Source organism: Geobacillus zalihae NBRC 101842 (assembly GCF_001544135.1).
Lineage (GTDB): Bacteria > Bacillota > Bacilli > Bacillales > Anoxybacillaceae > Geobacillus > Geobacillus zalihae.
The window spans coordinates 1-18,180 of record NZ_BCPV01000011.1 but is presented as its reverse complement, the minus strand read 5'-3'; the positions used below and the strand labels follow the sequence as shown (position 1 = coordinate 18,180).

The following is an 18,180-nucleotide window of genomic DNA, read 5'->3' as shown; positions in this document are numbered from 1 at the left end:
TTCGCCGCGCTTTTTTCGTTTTGCGTTATGCCAACAGCGGCGTCGACGATTCATAGCCATACCGCTGCCGGACCGTAAGCGAAAGGCCGATAGCGATAACTTTCGCCATTTGGTAAACTATGTGCAAATTCGTATACGGAAGCGCGCTTACATCGGCCGTGTCCTCCATCATGACTCCCATGACGCTGATGTCTCCGACCGGTGGCAGCGATTTGCCGAGCGCCGTGCCAGGGGAAAGGGCGCCAGGGCGGATGGCGATCGTATGGACAAACGGCTGCGGCCCGACAATGCTGTCGATTGCCACCACATACGCTCCGCGCTCGTGTTGCAGCCGCTCGGAAACACGATGGATGTTCGTTGCATCGACAGGCTTCCTAAGTGTACCGATGACGGTCAAATGATCCGGATAAGCGTTTTCCAGCAGCGTGCCGACGAACGGCCCTAAGCTGTCGCCGTTGATGCGGTTGCTGCCGATGCAAACGACGGTCAAACGGGAAATGTGCGCTGGCAGCAGGGAAAACAATTCATTGCGAATAAGCAAAGGAGCAAGCGGATCACTATACAAAATCGATTTCATCGGCCGCGATTCCTTTCCGTCGGTCGTTCTCCTTTTCTTAGTTCGCGGCCGATGCGGGTGATTCCTTTTTTTCGTTTCTGTCAATTGTGTCCTTGTTTTTGCTTGAACGGATTGCGCCATTCCATTAACACGGCATGGTTGAGCGATTCTTCGTCTTCTAAATAATTACGGACAATCGCAAGCGGCGTTCGCCCGCAACGGAGCAAAAATGTAATGACCGGATCGTTCAGCTCGCCAGCAACGACTTTGTCGATGTAGGCTTCCGGCGATAGTTCAGCCGCATGTCGATGGTAGCCAGGCATCCGCCCGCCGCCGAGCAGCCGGTCAAGGCCGAGATGGACGACGACTTCATACATCGACTGCATGAGCCACTTGCCGAGGCCGAGCTTCCGGTATGGCGGCGAGACGCAAATGTCGACGACATACAGCGTGTTGCCATCCGGGCGGTGGTTGCGGATGTAGCCGCCGTCGGTGATCTCTTCCCATGTATGATCGGCATGGGCTGGATCAAAATCAACGATCAAGCCGGTCATCGATCCGACGATGCGCCCTTCGACTTCGACGCAAAGCGCTCCTTCGGGAAACAAGGTGACATGGTTGGTTAATTGTTCCTCGTTCCACCACAACTCCGATGGAAACGGGGGCGGAAAACTTTCTTGCTGCACGCGGATGAGATCAGCAAAGTCGTCTGTCGTATAGTTGCGGATGACCGCTTCGCGCGGGGTGTTGCCGTCAAAGACGTATAAACGTTTATCGTACATGCCGATCCCCCTTGCTTTTTTACCTTCATCATAACAGAAAACGCGAAAAAATGGCAAGAAAAGCCTCCGACAACTAACAGCGGCCGGAGGTTTTTTGCTCGACATACTCGCTCACAAGCGCTTCGATTTGCTGTTCATCGGGCTTTTCGCCGCAAAATGCAAACTCAATTTCCTCAATCAATTCACCGTCGCGATAAACGTGCAGCGCCCCTTTTTGCAGCAAGACGCTGTATTCGATCTCAAATATATAGCCCTCATGTTCAATCGCGCCCATTGTGGTTCACCTGCCTACGTTTAATGTCCCACAGGCGCGGCTCTCTATGTATGAATAAGAAGCTCATCCTATAGACGCAGGACGATTGTCCTTTTATAATGGACGTGGTTCGACAAAAAGAGGAAACAGAGGGGAGAAATAGAGAGTGTTCCGGACATTGCGCAGCAAATTGATCGTCTTGATGGCTTTATTGTTAGTGATTTCATTGGCAGCAACACAACTCGTTGGGGTTGTGCAAATGCGGAAGATGGTGGATGCTGACGTGAAACAGCGGGCGCAGACGGCGCTTGACGGACTGCTCGGCGATATTCGCGACAGTTTTCAAAGTGAGGAGAATAGCTTAGTGCAATTCAGTGAATCGCCGTTGGCTTTGCAAATGGTTCAAGATGAAAAAATGTGGCTGCAGCTTGAGAAACAGTTCCGCACGTTTTTGCGCCTGCATGAGAATGTGCAATTCATCTATATTGGCACGGAGCAGAAGAAAATGTATATATCGCCGATGACAGAGCTCCCGGACGGATACGATCCGACGAGCCGCCCGTGGTATAAAGCGGCGATGAAGCGGCCGGATGAAGTGGTGTGGACCGAACCGTACGTCGATGCGATTACCGGCAAGCACGTTGTGACGTTGGCCAAAGCGGTGAGCGAAAACGGCCGCATTGCTGCGGTCATCGGCATCGATATGACGCTCGATGCGGTGACAAGAATCGTCAATGCGAGAGACGTCGGCTATCACGGCTATCCGGTGCTGTTTGACGCGAAGGGGACGGCGGTCGTCCACCCACAATACAAGGGGAAAAACATGGCGAAAAACGCGACGGTCCGCTATATGCTCGAGCATGAAAAAGGAATGCACGAATATGAGCAAGACGGCGAACGGCGGGTGATTTACTTCACTACGATTCCAGAGCTCGGCTGGAAAGTCGGCGCTGTCTATAGAGAAAGCGATTTATCCGCGATGAGCCGCTCACTTGGGATGACGATGCTTGTCATTACGGTGATTGCGTTCATCATCGCTTTGGTCGTCGTTTATTTCTTGGCGCGCTCGATCACAAGGCCGATTGTGGCGCTGCAAGAGCAAGTCGAAAAGGCAGCGGGCGGCGACTTGACGGTGCACGCACGCATCACTGCCAAAGATGAGATCGGCCGCCTCGCCCGCCACTTCAATGACATGATCGACCATATGCGGATGCTGATCAGCGAGGTGAACCGCTCGGTCAATGAATTGGCCGTTTCGGCCGACCATTTGAGCGCTGTCTCGGAAGAAACGATGGCGACAAGCGAACAAGTGGCGAAAGCGATCGGCGAAATTGCCAAAGGAACAACCGATCAAGCAGGAAGCCTTGATACGATCAATGAGCGGACGACGACGCTGTCGCAGCAAATCGAAGCGGTCACGAATGCGACGGCTGGCATGGAGTCGCTGTCCGATGAAACGAAAACCGCGAGCTACGACGGCTTGGAGCATTTAAACATTTTGCAGAAAAAATCGGAGGAAGCGAAACATGAGCTGGAGTCAGTAGAAAACGTCATTAACGACCTTGTGAAAAAAATGAAAGAAATTGACGATGTCATTCAAACGATTACCGCCATTTCCGGGCAGACGAACTTGCTCGCGTTAAACGCCAGCATTGAGGCGGCGCGCGCCGGCGAGCACGGCAAAGGGTTCGCCGTTGTCGCGGACGAAGTGCGGAAGCTGGCGGAACAATCGGCGAAAGCGACGGAGATGATCCGCGCGACGATCGCCGCCATCCAGCAGCAAGCCGGGCTGGTGATGGAGGCGGTCCGCCGCTCCAAGCAGGCGTACGACGAACAGCGGGAAGCGGTGCACACGACCGGCGATTCATTTGTCAAAATCACTGGCATGATGGAGCAAGTGGCAACAGCGCTCGCTGGGATTATGGAGGAAGCAAAGCGGATGAACGCGAGCAAAGACGATGTCGTCGGGGCGATGCAAAACATCGCCGCCATCGCCCAACAAGCAGCGGCAGCGGCGGAAGAAGTGGCTGCTTCGGCTGATGATCAGTTGCAGGCGCTTTCGACGGTGACCGAATCGGCGGAGGCGTTAAGCGAAATGAGCCGGCAGTTGAAACAACTGGTTGAGAAGTTTAAGATTTCATAAAAAATGGAAGGCGTCCTAGCGGCAACGGGGCGCCTTTTTTATCATCTCCAGCCGAGAAGGCTCCCATTTCCGCGTGCGTAAGTGGGGGATGAAGCATCAAGGATGTTCCCTAACGCCGCCCAAAATAAAGAAGGATTTCGCTTGCTGTCTTCGTAAGACAACGGAACCGTGGGACACACGAGGATGGCTTGGCTGGCAAGCCTGTCGTGGAGCGGTTGTTCCAAAGAATCTCCCACCGCTAAACGTTTGCGCAGGCAAGAGAGCGTTCAATCATTTTCGAATAGGAGACTTTCACTTTCGCTTTGTACAGGGTGCAGTCCAAAAATAAGCGGGAGATGAATGTCGGTCGGCGTTTGCTTAAAATCATGAATGTCCCGCCGCCGTGCAGTCACGATCTTTTTTCTATTCATACAATGATAATAAGTGAAATTTTTTCAGCTTCTTCGTCGATTTTAGTGAGCGATAGTGCTAAAATAAATAGTGAAAACGTTTATACCGTTATTTTGCTGTACGTTTGGGGATGCTGGCAGCGCAATGAGGACTTTTATGCATAGCTGTTGCCAGCCCAAACGATGCGAAAACAAGGTGGAGGTTTTTTCACGATGGCAAAACAGACGAACTACGCTCAACCGTGGAGCCAGTTTTACGGGCCGAACCTCGGCTATGTCATCGACATGTATGAACAGTATCTCGATGACCCGGACAGTGTCGACCCGGAACTGAAACGATTATTCGAACAGTGGGGGGCGCCGGTCTTGGAAGAACCGGTTTCTCCTGCGGATGACGAAACAGCCAAAACGCATCAAACGTTCCGGCTGCCGGAAACGCCGAACGCCTTCAGCAAGCTTGTCGCCGCTGTCAAGCTGGCGGACAGCATTCGCCATTATGGCCATCTGGCTGCCGACACGAATCCGCTCGTCAAAGAAGAGAAAAAGCTGCGCCGTCTCGAGCTTGACGAGTACGATTTGACGGAAGAGGACTTAAAGCGCATTCCAGTTGCGTTCCTTTGCCCGCATGCTCCGGCCCATGTTCAAAACGGCTGGGATGCCATCTTGCACTTGCGCAAAGTTTATACCGATAAAATCGCGTTTGAATTCTCGCAAGTACATAATCTAGAAGAAAGGAACTGGCTCATCCAGCAAATTGAGTCCGGAGCGTACTATCCGAGCCTGGCGAACAAAGAGCGGGTCGCCTTGTTGCGCCGCTTGACGGAAGTCGAAGGGTTTGAAAAATTCATCCATCGGACGTACGTCGGGCAAAAGCGGTTTTCGATTGAGGGGCTTGACGCCATGGTGCCGCTTTTGGATGAGCTTGTCAGGCAGGCGATCGAACATGAAATCGACGCCGTCAACATCGGCATGGCGCACCGCGGCCGGTTGAACGTGCTGGCTCACGTGCTCGGCAAGCCGTACGAAATGATTTTCGCCGAGTTTCAGCATGCGGAAAGCAAAAATTTCATTCCGTCTGAAGGGTCAGTGGCGATCACGTACGGGTGGACGGGCGATGTCAAATACCACTTAGGAGCGGCGCGCCGCCTTCGCAATAAAAGCGCGCATACGATGCGGATTACGCTCGCTAACAACCCAAGCCATCTCGAAGTGGTCAATCCGGTTGTGCTTGGCTACACGCGCGCCGCGCAAGAAGATCGGACAAAACCAGGAGTGCCGGTGCAAAATATGGATGCGTCGTTTGCCATCTTGATTCACGGCGATGCCGCGTTCCCGGGACAAGGGATCGTCGCGGAAACGCTCAACTTAAGCCAGCTGCGCGGCTATACGACCGGCGGGACGATCCATATCATCGCCAATAACATGATCGGCTTTACGACGGAGAGTTACGATTCACGCTCGACGACGTATGCTTCCGATATGGCGAAAGGGTTTGAGGTGCCGATTGTGCACGTCAATGCCGACGACCCGGAGGCTTGTTTGGCGGCCGCATGCTTGGCGTTTGCCTACCGCCAGCGGTTTAAAAAAGACTTTGTCATTGACCTAATCGGTTACCGCCGCTTCGGTCATAATGAAATGGATGAGCCGATGGCGACGAACCCGACGATGTACGCGATCATCAACCAACATCCGACTGTGCGCAAGCTGTATGCGCAAAAATTGATGGAAAAAGGGATCATCACCGAGCGGGAAGTCGACGAAATGGAGCAAGAGGTGGCGGAACGGCTGAAAATCGCCTACGAGCGGGTGCCGAAAAACGAAGACGAGCTTGATTTCATCATGGATCCGCCCAAACCGGTCGTCGATCGGCTACCGGAAGTGAAAACAAGCGTGGCGAAAGACGTGCTCCATCGTGTGAACGAAGAATTGTTGCAGTTTCCGGACGGATTCAACGTCTTTAACAAGCTTGAGCGCATTTTAAAACGGCGAAGCGGCGTGTTTGCGCAAAACGGCAAAGTCGATTGGGCGCACGCGGAAATTTTGGCGTTCGCCACGATTTTGCAAGACGGGGTGCCGATCCGTCTGACTGGTCAAGATTCGCAGCGCGGCACGTTCGCACAGCGCCATTTAGTGCTGCATGACGTGAAAACCGGCAAAGAGTATGTGCCGCTTCACCATATCAGCGGCGCCAAAGCGTCATTTGTCGTGTACAACAGCCCGCTGACGGAAGCAGCCGTGCTCGGCTATGAATACGGCTACAACGTGTACGCGCCGGAGACGCTCGTGCTGTGGGAAGCGCAATTTGGCGACTTCGCCAACATGGCGCAAGTGATGTTTGATCAATTCATTTCATCCGGCCGGGCGAAATGGGGGCAAAAATCTGGGCTTGTCATGCTCTTGCCGCACGGCTACGAAGGGCAGGGCCCGGAACATTCAAGCGGCCGCGTCGAGCGCTTTTTGCAGCTGGCGGCGGAAAACAACTGGACGGTCGCCAACTTATCGACGGCCGCGCAATATTTCCATATTTTGCGGCGGCAGGCGGCGCTGTTGACAAGGGAAGAAGTTCGCCCGCTCATCATTATGACGCCGAAAAGTTTGCTCCGCCATCCGCTGGCGGAATCGGATGCGGAAGCGTTCGTTGACGGTGCGTTCTCGCCGGTGCTGGAACAGCCGGGATTGGGCGCTGACGCTGGCAAAGTGGAACGCATCGTGTTTGGCACCGGCAAATTGATGATCGATTTAGCCGAACAGATCGGCAAAACCGAAGGGCTCGATTGGCTACACGTCGTGCGCATTGAAGAGCTGTACCCATTCCCGGAAGAAGCAGTGAGAGACATCATCGCCCGCTATCCGAACGTCAAAGAGCTCGTCTGGGTGCAGGAAGAACCGAAAAACATGGGCGCGTGGACGTATATGGAGCCGCACCTGCGTGCCGTTGCCCCAGAAGGTGTCGATGTCAGCTATATCGGGCGGCGCCGGCGGGCGAGCCCGGCGGAAGGCGATCCGGTCGTCCACCGAAAAGAGCAGGAGCGCATCATCCGCTGTGCATTGACGAAGCATGAATGATGACTACGGAACATTTGAGGAGGGCATCAACGTGGCTGAGATCAAAGTCCCAGAGTTAGCAGAATCCATCACGGAGGGAACGATCGCCCAATGGCTGAAAAAACCGGGCGACTACGTGGAAAAAGGAGAATCGATTTGCGAGCTGGAAACGGATAAAGTGAACGTGGAAATTATGGCGGAAGAGTCGGGCGTTTTGCAACAGCTGCTTGCCAATGAAGGCGATACGGTTGCGGTCGGTCAAGCGATCGCCATTATCGGAGAAGGAGCGGCGTCGGCACCGCCTGCACCAGAGAAGGCGCCGCAGCTGGCCGAGGAACCAAAACCGGCTGTGCCGGTCGACCGTGCTGAGCAGCCAGCGCCGCAGCCGGTTGCGGTTGCCCAAGCGCCAGGCCAACGACCGATTGCTTCGCCGGCTGCTCGGAAAATGGCGCGTGAAAAAGGGATCGACTTGACGCAAGTGCCGACCGTTGATCCGCTTGGACGCGTGCGCAAACAAGACGTCGCCTCGTTTGCCGCCCAGCCGGCCGCCGCTCCGCAGCCGGCGCCGCAAGCCGCGCCGACGTCGACGCCGGCCGCCGTTCCAACCGCTGAGGCCGGCAAGCCGGTCATCCGCGAAAAAATGTCGCGCCGTCGGCAAACGATCGCCAAACGGCTGTTGGAAGTGACGCAAACGACCGCGATGTTGACGACATTTAACGAAATTGACATGTCGGCGGTCATCGATTTGCGCAAGCGGAAAAAAGATAAATTTTTCGAAGAGCATGACGTCCGCCTTGGCTTTATGTCGTTTTTCGTCAAAGCGGCTGTCGCGGCGCTGAAAAAATATCCGTACGTCAACGCGGAGATCCAAGGCGATGAGATTTTGCTGAAAAAATATTACGATATCGGCGTTGCCGTATCGACGGATGAAGGGCTTGTCGTTCCGGTTGTGCGCGACTGCGACCGGAAAAACTTCGCCGAAATTGAGCGCGACATTGCCGAATTGGCGGCGAAAGCACGCAGCAATAAGTTGTCGCTTGCCGATTTGCAAGGCGGCACGTTTACGATCACAAACGGCGGCGTCTTCGGCTCGCTTCTGTCGACTCCGCTTCTCAACGGCCCGCAAGTCGGCATTTTAGGGATGCATTCGATCAAACTGCGCCCGGTCGCCATCGACGAAGAGCGGATCGAAAACCGGCCGATGATGTACGTTGCTTTGTCGTACGACCATCGCATTATCGATGGCAAAGAGGCCGTCGGGTTCTTGAAAACGGTGAAAGACTTGATCGAAAATCCGGAAGATTTGCTGCTTGAAAGCTGAAAAGGAAAAGGGGAGCCTGCGATGCGCGGGCTCTTTCTTTTTCCCCGCCTTTCCTTGATCGGTGAATGATTTTCCATGTCTTACGGAACACTACCGGAAAAAAGGGGGGAATTTGATGCCAGAGCGTGGACGAAACGATCACCCGCACATGTTTTACCGCGACGGCGCCCGCGAAAGCGTCATTAACGATCCGACCGCCGACGGCGCCGAGGCGATTGGGGTGCGGACTGATGCTGATCCGATGAAGGCTGCCAATCCGAATTCGTTTCACGTTGATCGCCTTGACGTCGAGGAAGGGATGAAACGGTTTCAGTCGCTTTTCGAAGAGAGGTGATCCGCCCAGCGGATCACTTTTTTCGCTGATCGAAAGAAGGAAAATGACGAATGAGCGCGAATATGGTTACGTAACACCATTCTTTTGTTGGAGGGATGACGATGGAACTTGGATTGGCGGGAAAAACGGCGCTTGTCGCTGCCTCGAGCCAAGGGCTTGGCAAGGCGATCGCCCGGGCGCTTGTGCTTGAAGGAGCAAACGTGATGATCACGAGCCGAAACGAAGAAAAGTTGCACGAAGTGGCGGAAGAATTGAACAGTTTACATAAGGGACGCGTCGCTTATACGCGCACAGATGTCACCAACGCCGACGACATCCGCCAGCTGGTCGCCAAAACGGTCGAAACGTTTGGGACGATCGATTTGCTCGTCAACAACGCCGGCGGCCCTCCGGCGGGAACGTTTGAAACGGTGAGCGACGAAGACTGGCAATATGCGTTTGAGCTCAATTTATTGAGCTACATTCGGCTGATTCGTGAAGCGCTGCCATATTTAAAGAAAAACGGCGGCAAAATTGTCAACATCGCTTCGTCATCGATCAAAGAACCGATTCCGGGCTTGATTTTGTCGAACACGTTTCGCACCGGGATTGTCGGGCTGACGAAAACGTTGGCGACGGAATTCGCGCGGGACAACATTTTGATCAACACCGTCGCTCCCGGGCGGATTGCGACAGAACGCGTCGCCTTTTTAGATAAGGTGAACGCCGAAAAGCTTGGCATTACAAAAGAGGAAATGGAAGCGCGCATGAAAAGCGCCATTCCGCTCGGCCGCTACGGGACGCCGGAAGAATTTGCGAACGTCGTCGTCTTTCTATTGTCCGAAGCGAACTCGTACGTCACCGGACAAGCGTTGATCGTCGACGGCGGCATGGTCAAAGCGATTTAACGATTTTCGAAAGAAGCCTCCGCTGCTAAGCGAAGCGCAGGTGGTGGGCAGATCGCTGGGCGCTTGCGGCCAAACGGACAAGAAGGGAGAGGACAGCGTTGAAAACGATCGGGTTTATCGGCCTTGGCGTCATGGGAAAAAGCATGGCGCGCCATTTGCTGAAGGCGGGCTATCCGCTTCTCGTCTATACACGCACAAAAGAAAAGGCGGAAGACTTGCTTCAGGAAGGGGCGGTTTGGAAGGAAACGGTCGCTGATTTGGCGCGGGAGGCGGATGTCGTCATCACGATGGTCGGCTATCCTCACGATGTCGAGCAAGTGTATTTCGGCGAAGGCGGCATTTTGGAGAATGCGCGGCCGGGAACGTATGTCATCGATATGACGACGTCAACGCCGACGCTTGCAAAGTCCATTTATGAAGCAGCCAAGCAAAAAGGGATTCACGCGTTGGACGCCCCGGTGTCCGGCGGTGACATCGGTGCGCGCGAAGGAACGTTGACGATTATGGTCGGCGGTGATGAGGACGTCTTTTTGGCGTGCAAGCCGATTCTCGAGCGGCTTGGCACGAACATCGTGCGGCAAGGAGGAGCTGGAGCCGGCCAGCATACGAAAATGTGCAACCAAATTGCCATCGCCACCAATATGATCGGCGTTTGCGAGGCCATGGCGTATGCGAAGCGGGCTGGTCTTGATCCATTCAAAGTGTTGGAAAGCATCGCCAAAGGGGCGGCGGGCAGCTGGTCGCTGAGCAACTTGGCGCCGCGCATGTTGTCAGGCGATTTTGCTCCGGGGTTTTACATCAAGCATTTCATTAAAGATATGAAAATTGCGCTTGAGGAAGCCGAGCGGATGAACTTGCCGCTGCCAGGGCTGGCGCTCGCCAAACAAATGTATGAGGAGCTGGCGCAAGCCGGTGAGGAAAACAGCGGCACGCAAGCATTGTACAAACGCTATATCAGACAGTGACATGGGGGCGGATTCGTCCTCTCTTTTTTTGAATGTGAGATATATTTATCAAAAAATATTGAATATTTCTTTTGGTCGAGGTATAGTAGAAATAAAGGGCACATACTAACCGGTTAGTATACAGGGAGGGGATGACATGGACTTTTCCTATTCGCCGAAAGTCCAAGAGTTGATCAAAAAATTAAGCGCTTTCATGGAAGAGTACATTTATCCGAACGAAAGGGTGTATGAGGAGCAGCTGAACGCCCAAGAGTCAAGATGGTCAGGGGTGCCGCCCATCATCGAAGAGCTGAAGGAAAAAGCGAAAAAAGAAGGGCTCTGGAACTTGTTTTTGCCGGACAGCGAATACGGAGCCGGCTTAACGAACGTCGAATACGCGCCGCTTTGCGAAATTATGGGCCGTTCGCTCATCGCTCCGGAAGTGTTCAACTGCAATGCGCCGGATACCGGCAACATGGAAGTACTCGTCCGCTATGGAACAGAAGAACAAAAGCGGAAATGGCTCATCCCGCTCTTGAACGGAGAAATCCGCTCCTGCTTTTCGATGACCGAACCGGACGTCGCGTCAAGCGATGCGACGAACATTCGCGCTTCCATCGTCCGCGACGGGGACGAATACGTCATCAACGGGCGGAAATGGTGGTCGTCCGGCGCCGGCGACCCGCGCTGCAAAGTCGCCATTGTGATGGGGAAAACGAATCCGGATGCCCCGAAGCATGAGCAGCAGTCGATGATCATCGTTCCGCTTGATACGCCGGGGGTGAAAATCGAACGGATGCTGCCGGTGTTCGGTTTTGACCATGCGCCGCACGGGCATGCGGAGATTACGTATGACAACGTGCGAGTGCCGAAAGAGAACATCATTTGGGGAGAAGGGAAAGGATTTGCCATCGCCCAAGGGCGGCTTGGACCGGGGCGAATCCATCATTGCATGCGCTTGATTGGAGCGGCGGAGCGGGCGCTTGAGCTTATGTGCCGGCGCGTGCAGTCGCGGGTCGCGTTCGGCAAGCGGCTTGCGGACCATGGCGTCATTCGCGATTGGATCGCTCAGTCGCGCATTGAGATCGAGCAGGCGCGCCTGTTGACAATGAAGGCAGCGTACATGATGGATACGGTCGGCAACAAAGCGGCGCGCAAAGAAATTGCGATGATTAAAGTGGTGGCGCCCAATGTCGCTTTGAAGGTCATCGACCGCGCCATCCAGGCGTTCGGCGCCGCTGGGGTGAGCAACGATTTTCCGCTTGCCGCCATGTGGGCGAACTCGCGCACGCTTCGGTTGGCCGACGGGCCGGATGAGGTGCATAAAGAGCAAGTAGCCAAGCTTGAGTTGCGTCCATATGAACAATAAAGGGAGAGGAAGTGGCGTTTATGCATGTGTTGGACTTGTTTAAAATCGAAGGAAAAACCGCCATCGTCACCGGCGGCGGGCGCGGGCTCGGCGAGCAAATCGCCGTCGGCCTCGCCGAAGCGGGGGCGAACGTTGTCGTCTGCTCGCGCAAAGTGGAGGCGTGCGAGCAAGTGAAAGAAAAGTTGGAACAGCTGGGCGTCCGTTCATTGGCGCTAAAGTGTGATGTGACGAACCCGGATGATGTCCAACATGTCGTCGAAACGACGGTGAAGGAGTTTGGCGGCATCGATATTTTGGTGAACAACAGCGGAGCGACGTGGGGAGCGCCGGTCGAAGAGATGCCGCTTGAAGCATGGCAAAAGGTGATGAACGTCAATGTAACCGGCACGTTTCTCATGAGCCAGGCGGCCGGCAAGGTGATGATTGAGAAGCAAACGGGCGGCGCCATCATCAACATCGCTTCCGTCGCCGGCCTTGGCGGCACGCACCCGGACATTTTAAATACGATCGGCTACAACACGAGCAAAGGGGCGGTCATTACGTTTACGAGGGACCTAGCAGCCAAATGGGGGAAGCACGGCATTCGCGTCAACGCGGTGGCTCCGGGCTTTTTCCCGACGAAAATGTCAAAAGTCGTTCTTGAACGCGTTGGGAAAAAAGTGCTCGAGCATACGCCGCTCGGCCGCTTTGGCGGCGAAGATGACTTGAAAGGGGCCGTCTTGTTTCTCGCTTCCCCGGCGTCCGCCTTTGTCACGGGCGCGCTCCTCGTCGTTGACGGCGGCAGCCATGCGACCGGCATTTAATTAAAAAAGGGGGAAACGCAAATGGGCGAAAAACGGGCGTTGTCTCTTTATCCGGAACACATTTCGTTCTATATGGATATTCCCGACAAAACGGTATGCGATGTACTGCATGAACGAGCGGCGGAATTCGGCTCCCAGCCGGCGCTGACATTTTACGACAAGACGATCACCTATGCCGAGCTTGAGGCGGCGGTCAACCGTTTCACCTCAAGCCTGCAGGCGCGCGGCGTGCAAAAAGGCGACCGCGTCGCAATCATGCTGCCGAACTGCCCGCAATATGTCATCGCTTACTATGGCATTTTGCAGGCGGGCGCGATCGTCACACAAGTGAACCCGATGCTTGTTGAGCGCGAACTTGCCTATTTGCTCAAAGACTCCGGCGCCGAGACGATCGTCATTTATGAACCGCTTTATCCGCGCCTTGCCGCCGTCAGAGGGGAGACAGCCGTCAAGCAGGCGGTCACCGTCAGCCTTGGGGCGCCGTCGTCCGTTGCGCTGGCTGAAGGAGATGTCACGTTTGACGAATTTCTTGCCGCAGGAAGCGGAGTGGTGCGCCCGGTGCCGATCGAGCCGATGCACGACGTTGCTGTATTGCAATATACGGGAGGGACGACGGGGCGCTCCAAAGGAGCGATGCTCACCCACCGCAACATTTTCGCCAACGTCTTGCAATGCGCCGAATTTTTCAAAGGGACATTTGAGTTCGGGAAAGAGCGATATTTAACCGTCATCCCGTTGTTCCACGTGTTCGCGATGACGTCGGGAATGAACTTGGCCATTTACCAAGGAGCGGAAAACATTTTGCTGCCGCGCTTTGAGCTGAAAGAAGTGTTGGAGACAATTCGCGACAAGCAACCAACCGTGTTTCCAGGCGTGCCGACGATGTATGTCGCGATTACCAATACGCCGGGTGTCGAGCAGTACGGCATCAGCAGCATCAAAACGTGCAACAGCGGCAGCGCACCGATGCCGCTTGAATTGATGCGCGACTTCGAGGCGAAAACGGGAGCGGTTGTCCTTGAAGGATACGGCTTGTCTGAAGCCTCGCCGGTGACGCATTGCAATCCGCCGTTTGCGGCGCGCAAGCCGGGCACGGTCGGCATCGGCATGCCGCTGACTGAGTACAAAGTCGTCGATGTGGCGACTGGCACGCAAGAGTTGCCGCCAGGAGAAGTCGGCGAGCTGATTATCCGTGGACCGCAAGTGATGAAAGGCTATTGGAACATGCCGGAAGAAACGGCCGTGGCGCTGCGTGACGGATGGCTGTACACTGGCGATTTGGCTTCGATTGACGAGGAAGGGTATGTGACGATTGTCGACCGGAAAAAAGATCTGATCATCGCCGGCGGCTATAACATTTATCCGCGTGAAATCGAAGAAGTGTTGTACGAACATCCAGCGGTGAAAGAGGCGGCGGCGGTTGGCGTGCCTGATCCGTATCGCGGTGAAACGGTGAAGGCGATCATTGTGTTAAAAGACGGACAACAGGCAAGCGAAGAAGACATTCTTGCCCATTGCCGAAAAAACTTAGCGGCGTACAAAGTGCCGCGCATTGTCGAGTTCCGTGCCGAACTGCCGAAGACGAACGTCGGGAAAATTTTGCGCCGCGCCTTGCGTGAAGAAGCATCCCGCTCGCAATAACGGCGCGGCTTTCGGCCAAGTCCGAAGCAGGCTTGGCTGTTTTATGGTACAATAGCTGGCAGCGACTACATTTTAGGCAAGAGGTGTAAAAACGTGAAGGAGAAAATTATGGCTGCCAGCATTGAGCTGTTTGAACAAAACGGCTTCAGCGAAACATCGATCCAAGACATCGTTGACGCCCTCGGGGTGACAAAAGGGACGTTTTATTACTATTTTACAAGCAAAGAAGAACTGTTGATGGATATTCACCTTCGCTACATTGAATGGCTGCTGGACGAAGAGGAGCGGATTATAAGCGATACACAGCGCTCGGTGCGGGAACGACTGTATGACATCGTCTTCATGCTCATCCATAATGTCGAACGGCAGGGACGGGAAGCGCGTATTTTTTTTCGTGAAATGAAGCATTTGAATGAAGAGCATTTACAGAAAGTAAAAGAAAAGCGCGATTTGTTCCGCTATCGGCTGCAGTCGTTGATTGAGGAAGGAATGAAAAGCGGTGAACTGCGCTGCGATTTGTCACCATCGATCGCCACGCTTACCGTTCTTGGGGCGGCCAATTGGAGCTACCAATGGTTTCGTCCGGACGGCGAGCTGACCGATGCCGAGGTGGCGAAGCAGATGGTGGAGATCCTGCTTGATGGCATGAGCGCGCCGTCTGTCTCGAAAGCCGAGTGAAAAGAGAGACAAACAAGTTTGATCCGAGGTGTGTCGATGGATGCTGTTCGTGCGGCGGCAATGGCGCGCTTGAATTGTTGACCAAGGGGGAGAGGGAGATGACAGCGATTATTCCAGTGCGCAAGGGGGAAGAACTGCCGGCAGGGAAGCTGGCCAAGTTTTTGCGAACGGTGCTGCCGGACATGCCGGATGGGGAGCTCGAGATCCAGCAATTTTCCGCCGGCCGGTCGAATTTGACGTATTTGCTCCGCTGTGGGGAGTGGGAGGCGGTGCTGCGCCGGCCGCCGTTTGGCCCGGTGCCGCCGAAAGCGCACGATATGAAGCGGGAGAGCACGTGGCTTTCTGAAATCCATCCGCTGTTCCCGTTGGCGCCGAAACCATTCTATTTTTGTGAAGACGAATCGGTGATCGGCAGTCCGTTTTTCGTCATGGAGCGGCGGCATGGCGTCGTGATTGACAGTGATTTTCCCGATGGCATCACTCCGACGGAGGAGGTTTGCCGCGGCATTTCCGAGACGATGGTCGAGACGCTTGTCCGTATCCATCAAATTGATTATACGAACACACGCCTCGTTCAGATGGTAAAGCCGGATGGATTTATGGAACGGCAAGTGCACGGATGGATCCAGCGCTATGAGCGGGCCAAGACGGATGATATTCCGGAAGCCGAGGCGCTGATGAAGTGGCTCGCTTCCCACATCCCACCGCAGCGCGAAGCAACCGTAATCCATTACGATTTTAAGCTGAATAACGCTTTGTTTGCCAAAGACGACATCACCAAAATGGTTGGGCTGTTTGATTGGGAGATGTCGACGGTCGGGGATCCGCTTGCCGATTTGGCGGTGGCCATGAGTTATTGGATTGAGGAAGACGATCCTCCACTCATTAAAAGTGGGTTTGGCCGCGCGCCGGTCACCGTCCGTCCCGGTTTTTATACGCGCGAACAGTTTATTGAGGCATATGCCAAAAAAAGCGGCCGTGATGTGTCCGATATACACGTTTATTTAACGTTTGCCTACTTTAAATTAGCGGTCATTTGCCAGCAAATTTATTACCGCTACCGCCGCGGACAGACGAACGATGAGCGGTTTCGCCATTTTGGCCAGTTTGTCGAAGCGCTCATTGAGCATGCATGGCAGCTGGCGACAGGACGGTGAGGCGGCGTGATGACAAAAGTGCATGTCGTGCTGCGCAAAGAAGACATTGATGAGATGGCGCTTGCTGATCGAAAGGTGGCTGTCGTGTTCGATGTTTTGCTTGCCACCTCGTCGATTACAGCAGTTCTCGCTGCCGGCGCTCGTTCGGTGATCCCGGTGCGCGATGCCGAGGAGGCCAAGGAGATCGCGCTTCGCTTGCCAGAGGGCAGCTATGAGCTCGTCGGCGAATACGAAGGGCGGACGATCGCCGGTTTTCATCCGCCGGCGCCGCTATTTTTGCAAACGGTTTGTCCAGGGAAAACAGTCGTGCTATCGACGACCAATGGCACGGTGGCGATTCGCAGAGCTCAGCCAGCCCGTGCGGTGTACGCGGCGAGCTTACTGAACAGCCCGGCGGTCGGCGAGCATATTTGCCGTTTACATCAGGAAGAGACGATCATTGTGATTTGTTCCGGCTCGTCGGGCCGTTTTTGCCTAGAAGACTTTTATGGCGCCGGCTACTTTGTGCACTGCTTGATCGAGCAAGGGATCAACGCGGCGGAGCTGTCCGACAGCGCGACGGCCGCATGGCTCTTTTACCGGCAATATTCGGATGAAGGAAAGGCGAAAGAAGTGTTGTCTGCCTCGCGCGTCGGCCGTTGGATGACGGCGTACGGCTTGGAAAAAGAAATCGACTACATCAACCGGCATGGGTCGCTTTCTGCCGTTCCAAAACTTGAGCTGGGGCCGTTCGGCCCGGAACTGCGCGATATGGCGTCGACAAAAGTAACGAAAGAGGGGATATCGCCATGAAATTTGTCCAATTCGTTGAATACGGTGGACCGGATGTCTTGCGTGTTTGCGAAGGCGAACGTCCGAAACCCACGGGGCGGCAAGTCGTGATTGAAGCTGAAGCGATCGGCGTCAACTATGCGGATACAGCCCGACGGGAAGGCCGCTATGTTGTGCCGACGCCGCTTCCGTTCATACCTGGGACGGAAGTGGCGGGCGTTGTCCGTGAAGTTGGTCCGGAGGTGCAAACGGTCCTCCCGGGGCAACGCGTCGTCGCGTTGATCGAATCCGGCGGCTACGCTGAGTTTGTCGCCGTCGATGAACGGGCGGTCGTGCCGCTTCCGGATGGAATGGATGCCCGGCAGGCGGCGGCCTTGCCGGTGCAAGGGCTAAGCGCCTACCATATTCTCAAAACGATGGGCCGCTTGGAAGAAGGAGAGACGGTGCTCGTTCATGCCGCAGCCGGCGGCGTTGGGACGATTGCCGTCCAATTGGCGAAACGGTTCGGCGCCAAAATGGTCATCGCCACGGCAAGCACGGAGGAAAAACGAGCGCTCGCCAAACAGCTTGGCGCTGATGTCACCATTGATTATACAAAAGACAGCTGGGCGGCGGCCGTGATGGAGGCGACCGGTGGGCGCGGCGTCGATGTCGCTTTGGAAATGGCGGGCGGCGATGTCTTTCATCAGACGCTCGATTGCCTCGCTCCGTTCGGCCGCCTGGTCGTATATGGGGCGGCGAGCGGGGAAATGACGCGTCTCAATCCAGTCCGGCTGATGGCGAAAAACTGGTCGGTGATCGGCTTTTTCTTGCCGCAAATCATGAAAAAGCGGGCGTTGTACGAACAAAGTTTGCGGGAATTGCTCGCGTGGGTGCAGGAAGGAAGCCTAAAGCTGATGATCGGCGGCGTCTACCCGCTTGAGCAGGCTTCTGAAGTGCATCGGCTGCTGCAGGGGCGGAAAACGCATGGCAAGCTATTGCTTGTGCCATAAGTAAAGAAGAGGGGGCTGACTCAAAAGGCTGTCTGCCTTCAGGGCAGACACAAAATATAGTGCGTAAGAATCGGTCAGTGCGTATATATAGAGACGAAAGAGGGTGTCCCGATCC

15 protein-coding genes and 1 pseudogene are annotated in these 18,180 nt (G+C 54.9%); 13 read left to right on the top strand and 3 right to left on the bottom strand.

The features are described from left to right. Positions 1 to 25: 25 nt before the first annotated feature. The 3 genes from yyaC to GZ1_RS05360 all read right to left on the bottom strand — a co-directional run bounded on the left by yyaC (position 26) and on the right by GZ1_RS05360 (position 1,612). Positions 26 to 577: a spore protease YyaC gene (gene yyaC, locus GZ1_RS05370; protein WP_020754921.1), complete on the bottom strand. Its 552-nt coding sequence runs from the start codon at positions 575 to 577 to the stop codon at positions 26 to 28. 80 nt (positions 578 to 657) lie between these two features. Then, positions 658 to 1,338 carry a GNAT family N-acetyltransferase gene (locus GZ1_RS05365; protein WP_060788050.1) on the bottom strand — a complete coding sequence of 227 codons (681 nt, stop codon included), beginning with the start codon at positions 1,336 to 1,338 and terminating at the stop codon, positions 658 to 660. Between the two features lie 73 nt (positions 1,339 to 1,411). Next, positions 1,412 to 1,612: a YbxH family protein gene (locus GZ1_RS05360; protein ID WP_014195319.1), complete on the bottom strand. Its 201-nt coding sequence runs from the start codon at positions 1,610 to 1,612 to the stop codon at positions 1,412 to 1,414. Positions 1,613 to 1,757: 145 nt separating this feature from the next. Between GZ1_RS05360 and GZ1_RS05355 the strand changes: the two genes are divergently transcribed. The 13 genes and pseudogenes from GZ1_RS05355 to GZ1_RS05295 all read left to right on the top strand — a co-directional run bounded on the left by GZ1_RS05355 (position 1,758) and on the right by GZ1_RS05295 (position 18,065). Further along, entirely contained in the window at positions 1,758 to 3,734 is a 1,977-nt protein-coding gene (locus tag GZ1_RS05355) for a methyl-accepting chemotaxis protein (RefSeq protein WP_060788049.1), read from the top strand. Between the two features lie 602 nt (positions 3,735 to 4,336). Next, complete coding sequence (locus GZ1_RS05350) at positions 4,337 to 7,189, top strand: 2-oxoglutarate dehydrogenase E1 component (RefSeq protein ID WP_033005498.1); 2,853 nt, start codon at positions 4,337 to 4,339, stop codon at positions 7,187 to 7,189. Between the two features lie 31 nt (positions 7,190 to 7,220). Continuing rightward, positions 7,221 to 8,489, top strand: coding sequence for a 2-oxoglutarate dehydrogenase complex dihydrolipoyllysine-residue succinyltransferase (gene odhB / locus GZ1_RS05345; RefSeq protein WP_015374316.1), 1,269 nt, complete (start codon positions 7,221 to 7,223; stop codon positions 8,487 to 8,489). Positions 8,490 to 8,604: 115 nt separating this feature from the next. Next, entirely contained in the window at positions 8,605 to 8,823 is a 219-nt protein-coding gene (locus tag GZ1_RS05340; protein ID WP_060788048.1) for a hypothetical protein, read from the top strand. Positions 8,824 to 8,924: 101 nt separating this feature from the next. Next, entirely contained in the window at positions 8,925 to 9,710 is a 786-nt protein-coding gene (locus tag GZ1_RS05335; protein WP_060788047.1) for an SDR family oxidoreductase, read from the top strand. 59 nt (positions 9,711 to 9,769) lie between these two features. Then, positions 9,770 to 10,675 (top strand): annotated as a pseudogene (locus GZ1_RS05330) (NAD(P)-dependent oxidoreductase); the annotation flags it as partial. A 136-nt stretch (positions 10,676 to 10,811) separates the two neighbouring features. Then, on the top strand, positions 10,812 to 12,023 hold the full coding sequence (locus GZ1_RS05325) for an acyl-CoA dehydrogenase (protein ID WP_015374320.1): 1,212 nt from the start codon (positions 10,812 to 10,814) through the stop codon (positions 12,021 to 12,023). Between the two features lie 20 nt (positions 12,024 to 12,043). Then, positions 12,044 to 12,826, top strand: coding sequence for an SDR family oxidoreductase (locus GZ1_RS05320; RefSeq protein ID WP_015374321.1), 783 nt, complete (start codon positions 12,044 to 12,046; stop codon positions 12,824 to 12,826). Positions 12,827 to 12,847: 21 nt separating this feature from the next. Beyond that, on the top strand, positions 12,848 to 14,467 hold the full coding sequence (locus tag GZ1_RS05315) for a long-chain-fatty-acid--CoA ligase (protein ID WP_020756250.1): 1,620 nt from the start codon (positions 12,848 to 12,850) through the stop codon (positions 14,465 to 14,467). Positions 14,468 to 14,560: 93 nt separating this feature from the next. Next, a complete protein-coding gene (locus GZ1_RS05310; protein WP_020756249.1) occupies positions 14,561 to 15,145 on the top strand; it encodes a TetR/AcrR family transcriptional regulator in 585 nt (194 codons plus the stop codon). Between the two features lie 98 nt (positions 15,146 to 15,243). Beyond that, positions 15,244 to 16,302 (top strand): phosphotransferase family protein, encoded by a 1,059-nt coding sequence (locus GZ1_RS05305; RefSeq protein ID WP_011230532.1) that lies wholly within the window; start codon positions 15,244 to 15,246, stop codon positions 16,300 to 16,302. Between the two features lie 9 nt (positions 16,303 to 16,311). Further along, a complete protein-coding gene (locus tag GZ1_RS05300; protein ID WP_015374324.1) occupies positions 16,312 to 17,094 on the top strand; it encodes a 2-phosphosulfolactate phosphatase in 783 nt (260 codons plus the stop codon). Then, a complete protein-coding gene (locus GZ1_RS05295) occupies positions 17,091 to 18,065 on the top strand; it encodes a quinone oxidoreductase family protein (protein ID WP_060788046.1) in 975 nt (324 codons plus the stop codon). Before GZ1_RS05300 ends, GZ1_RS05295 begins: the two co-directional genes overlap by 4 nt. Positions 18,066 to 18,180 lie beyond the last annotated feature (115 nt).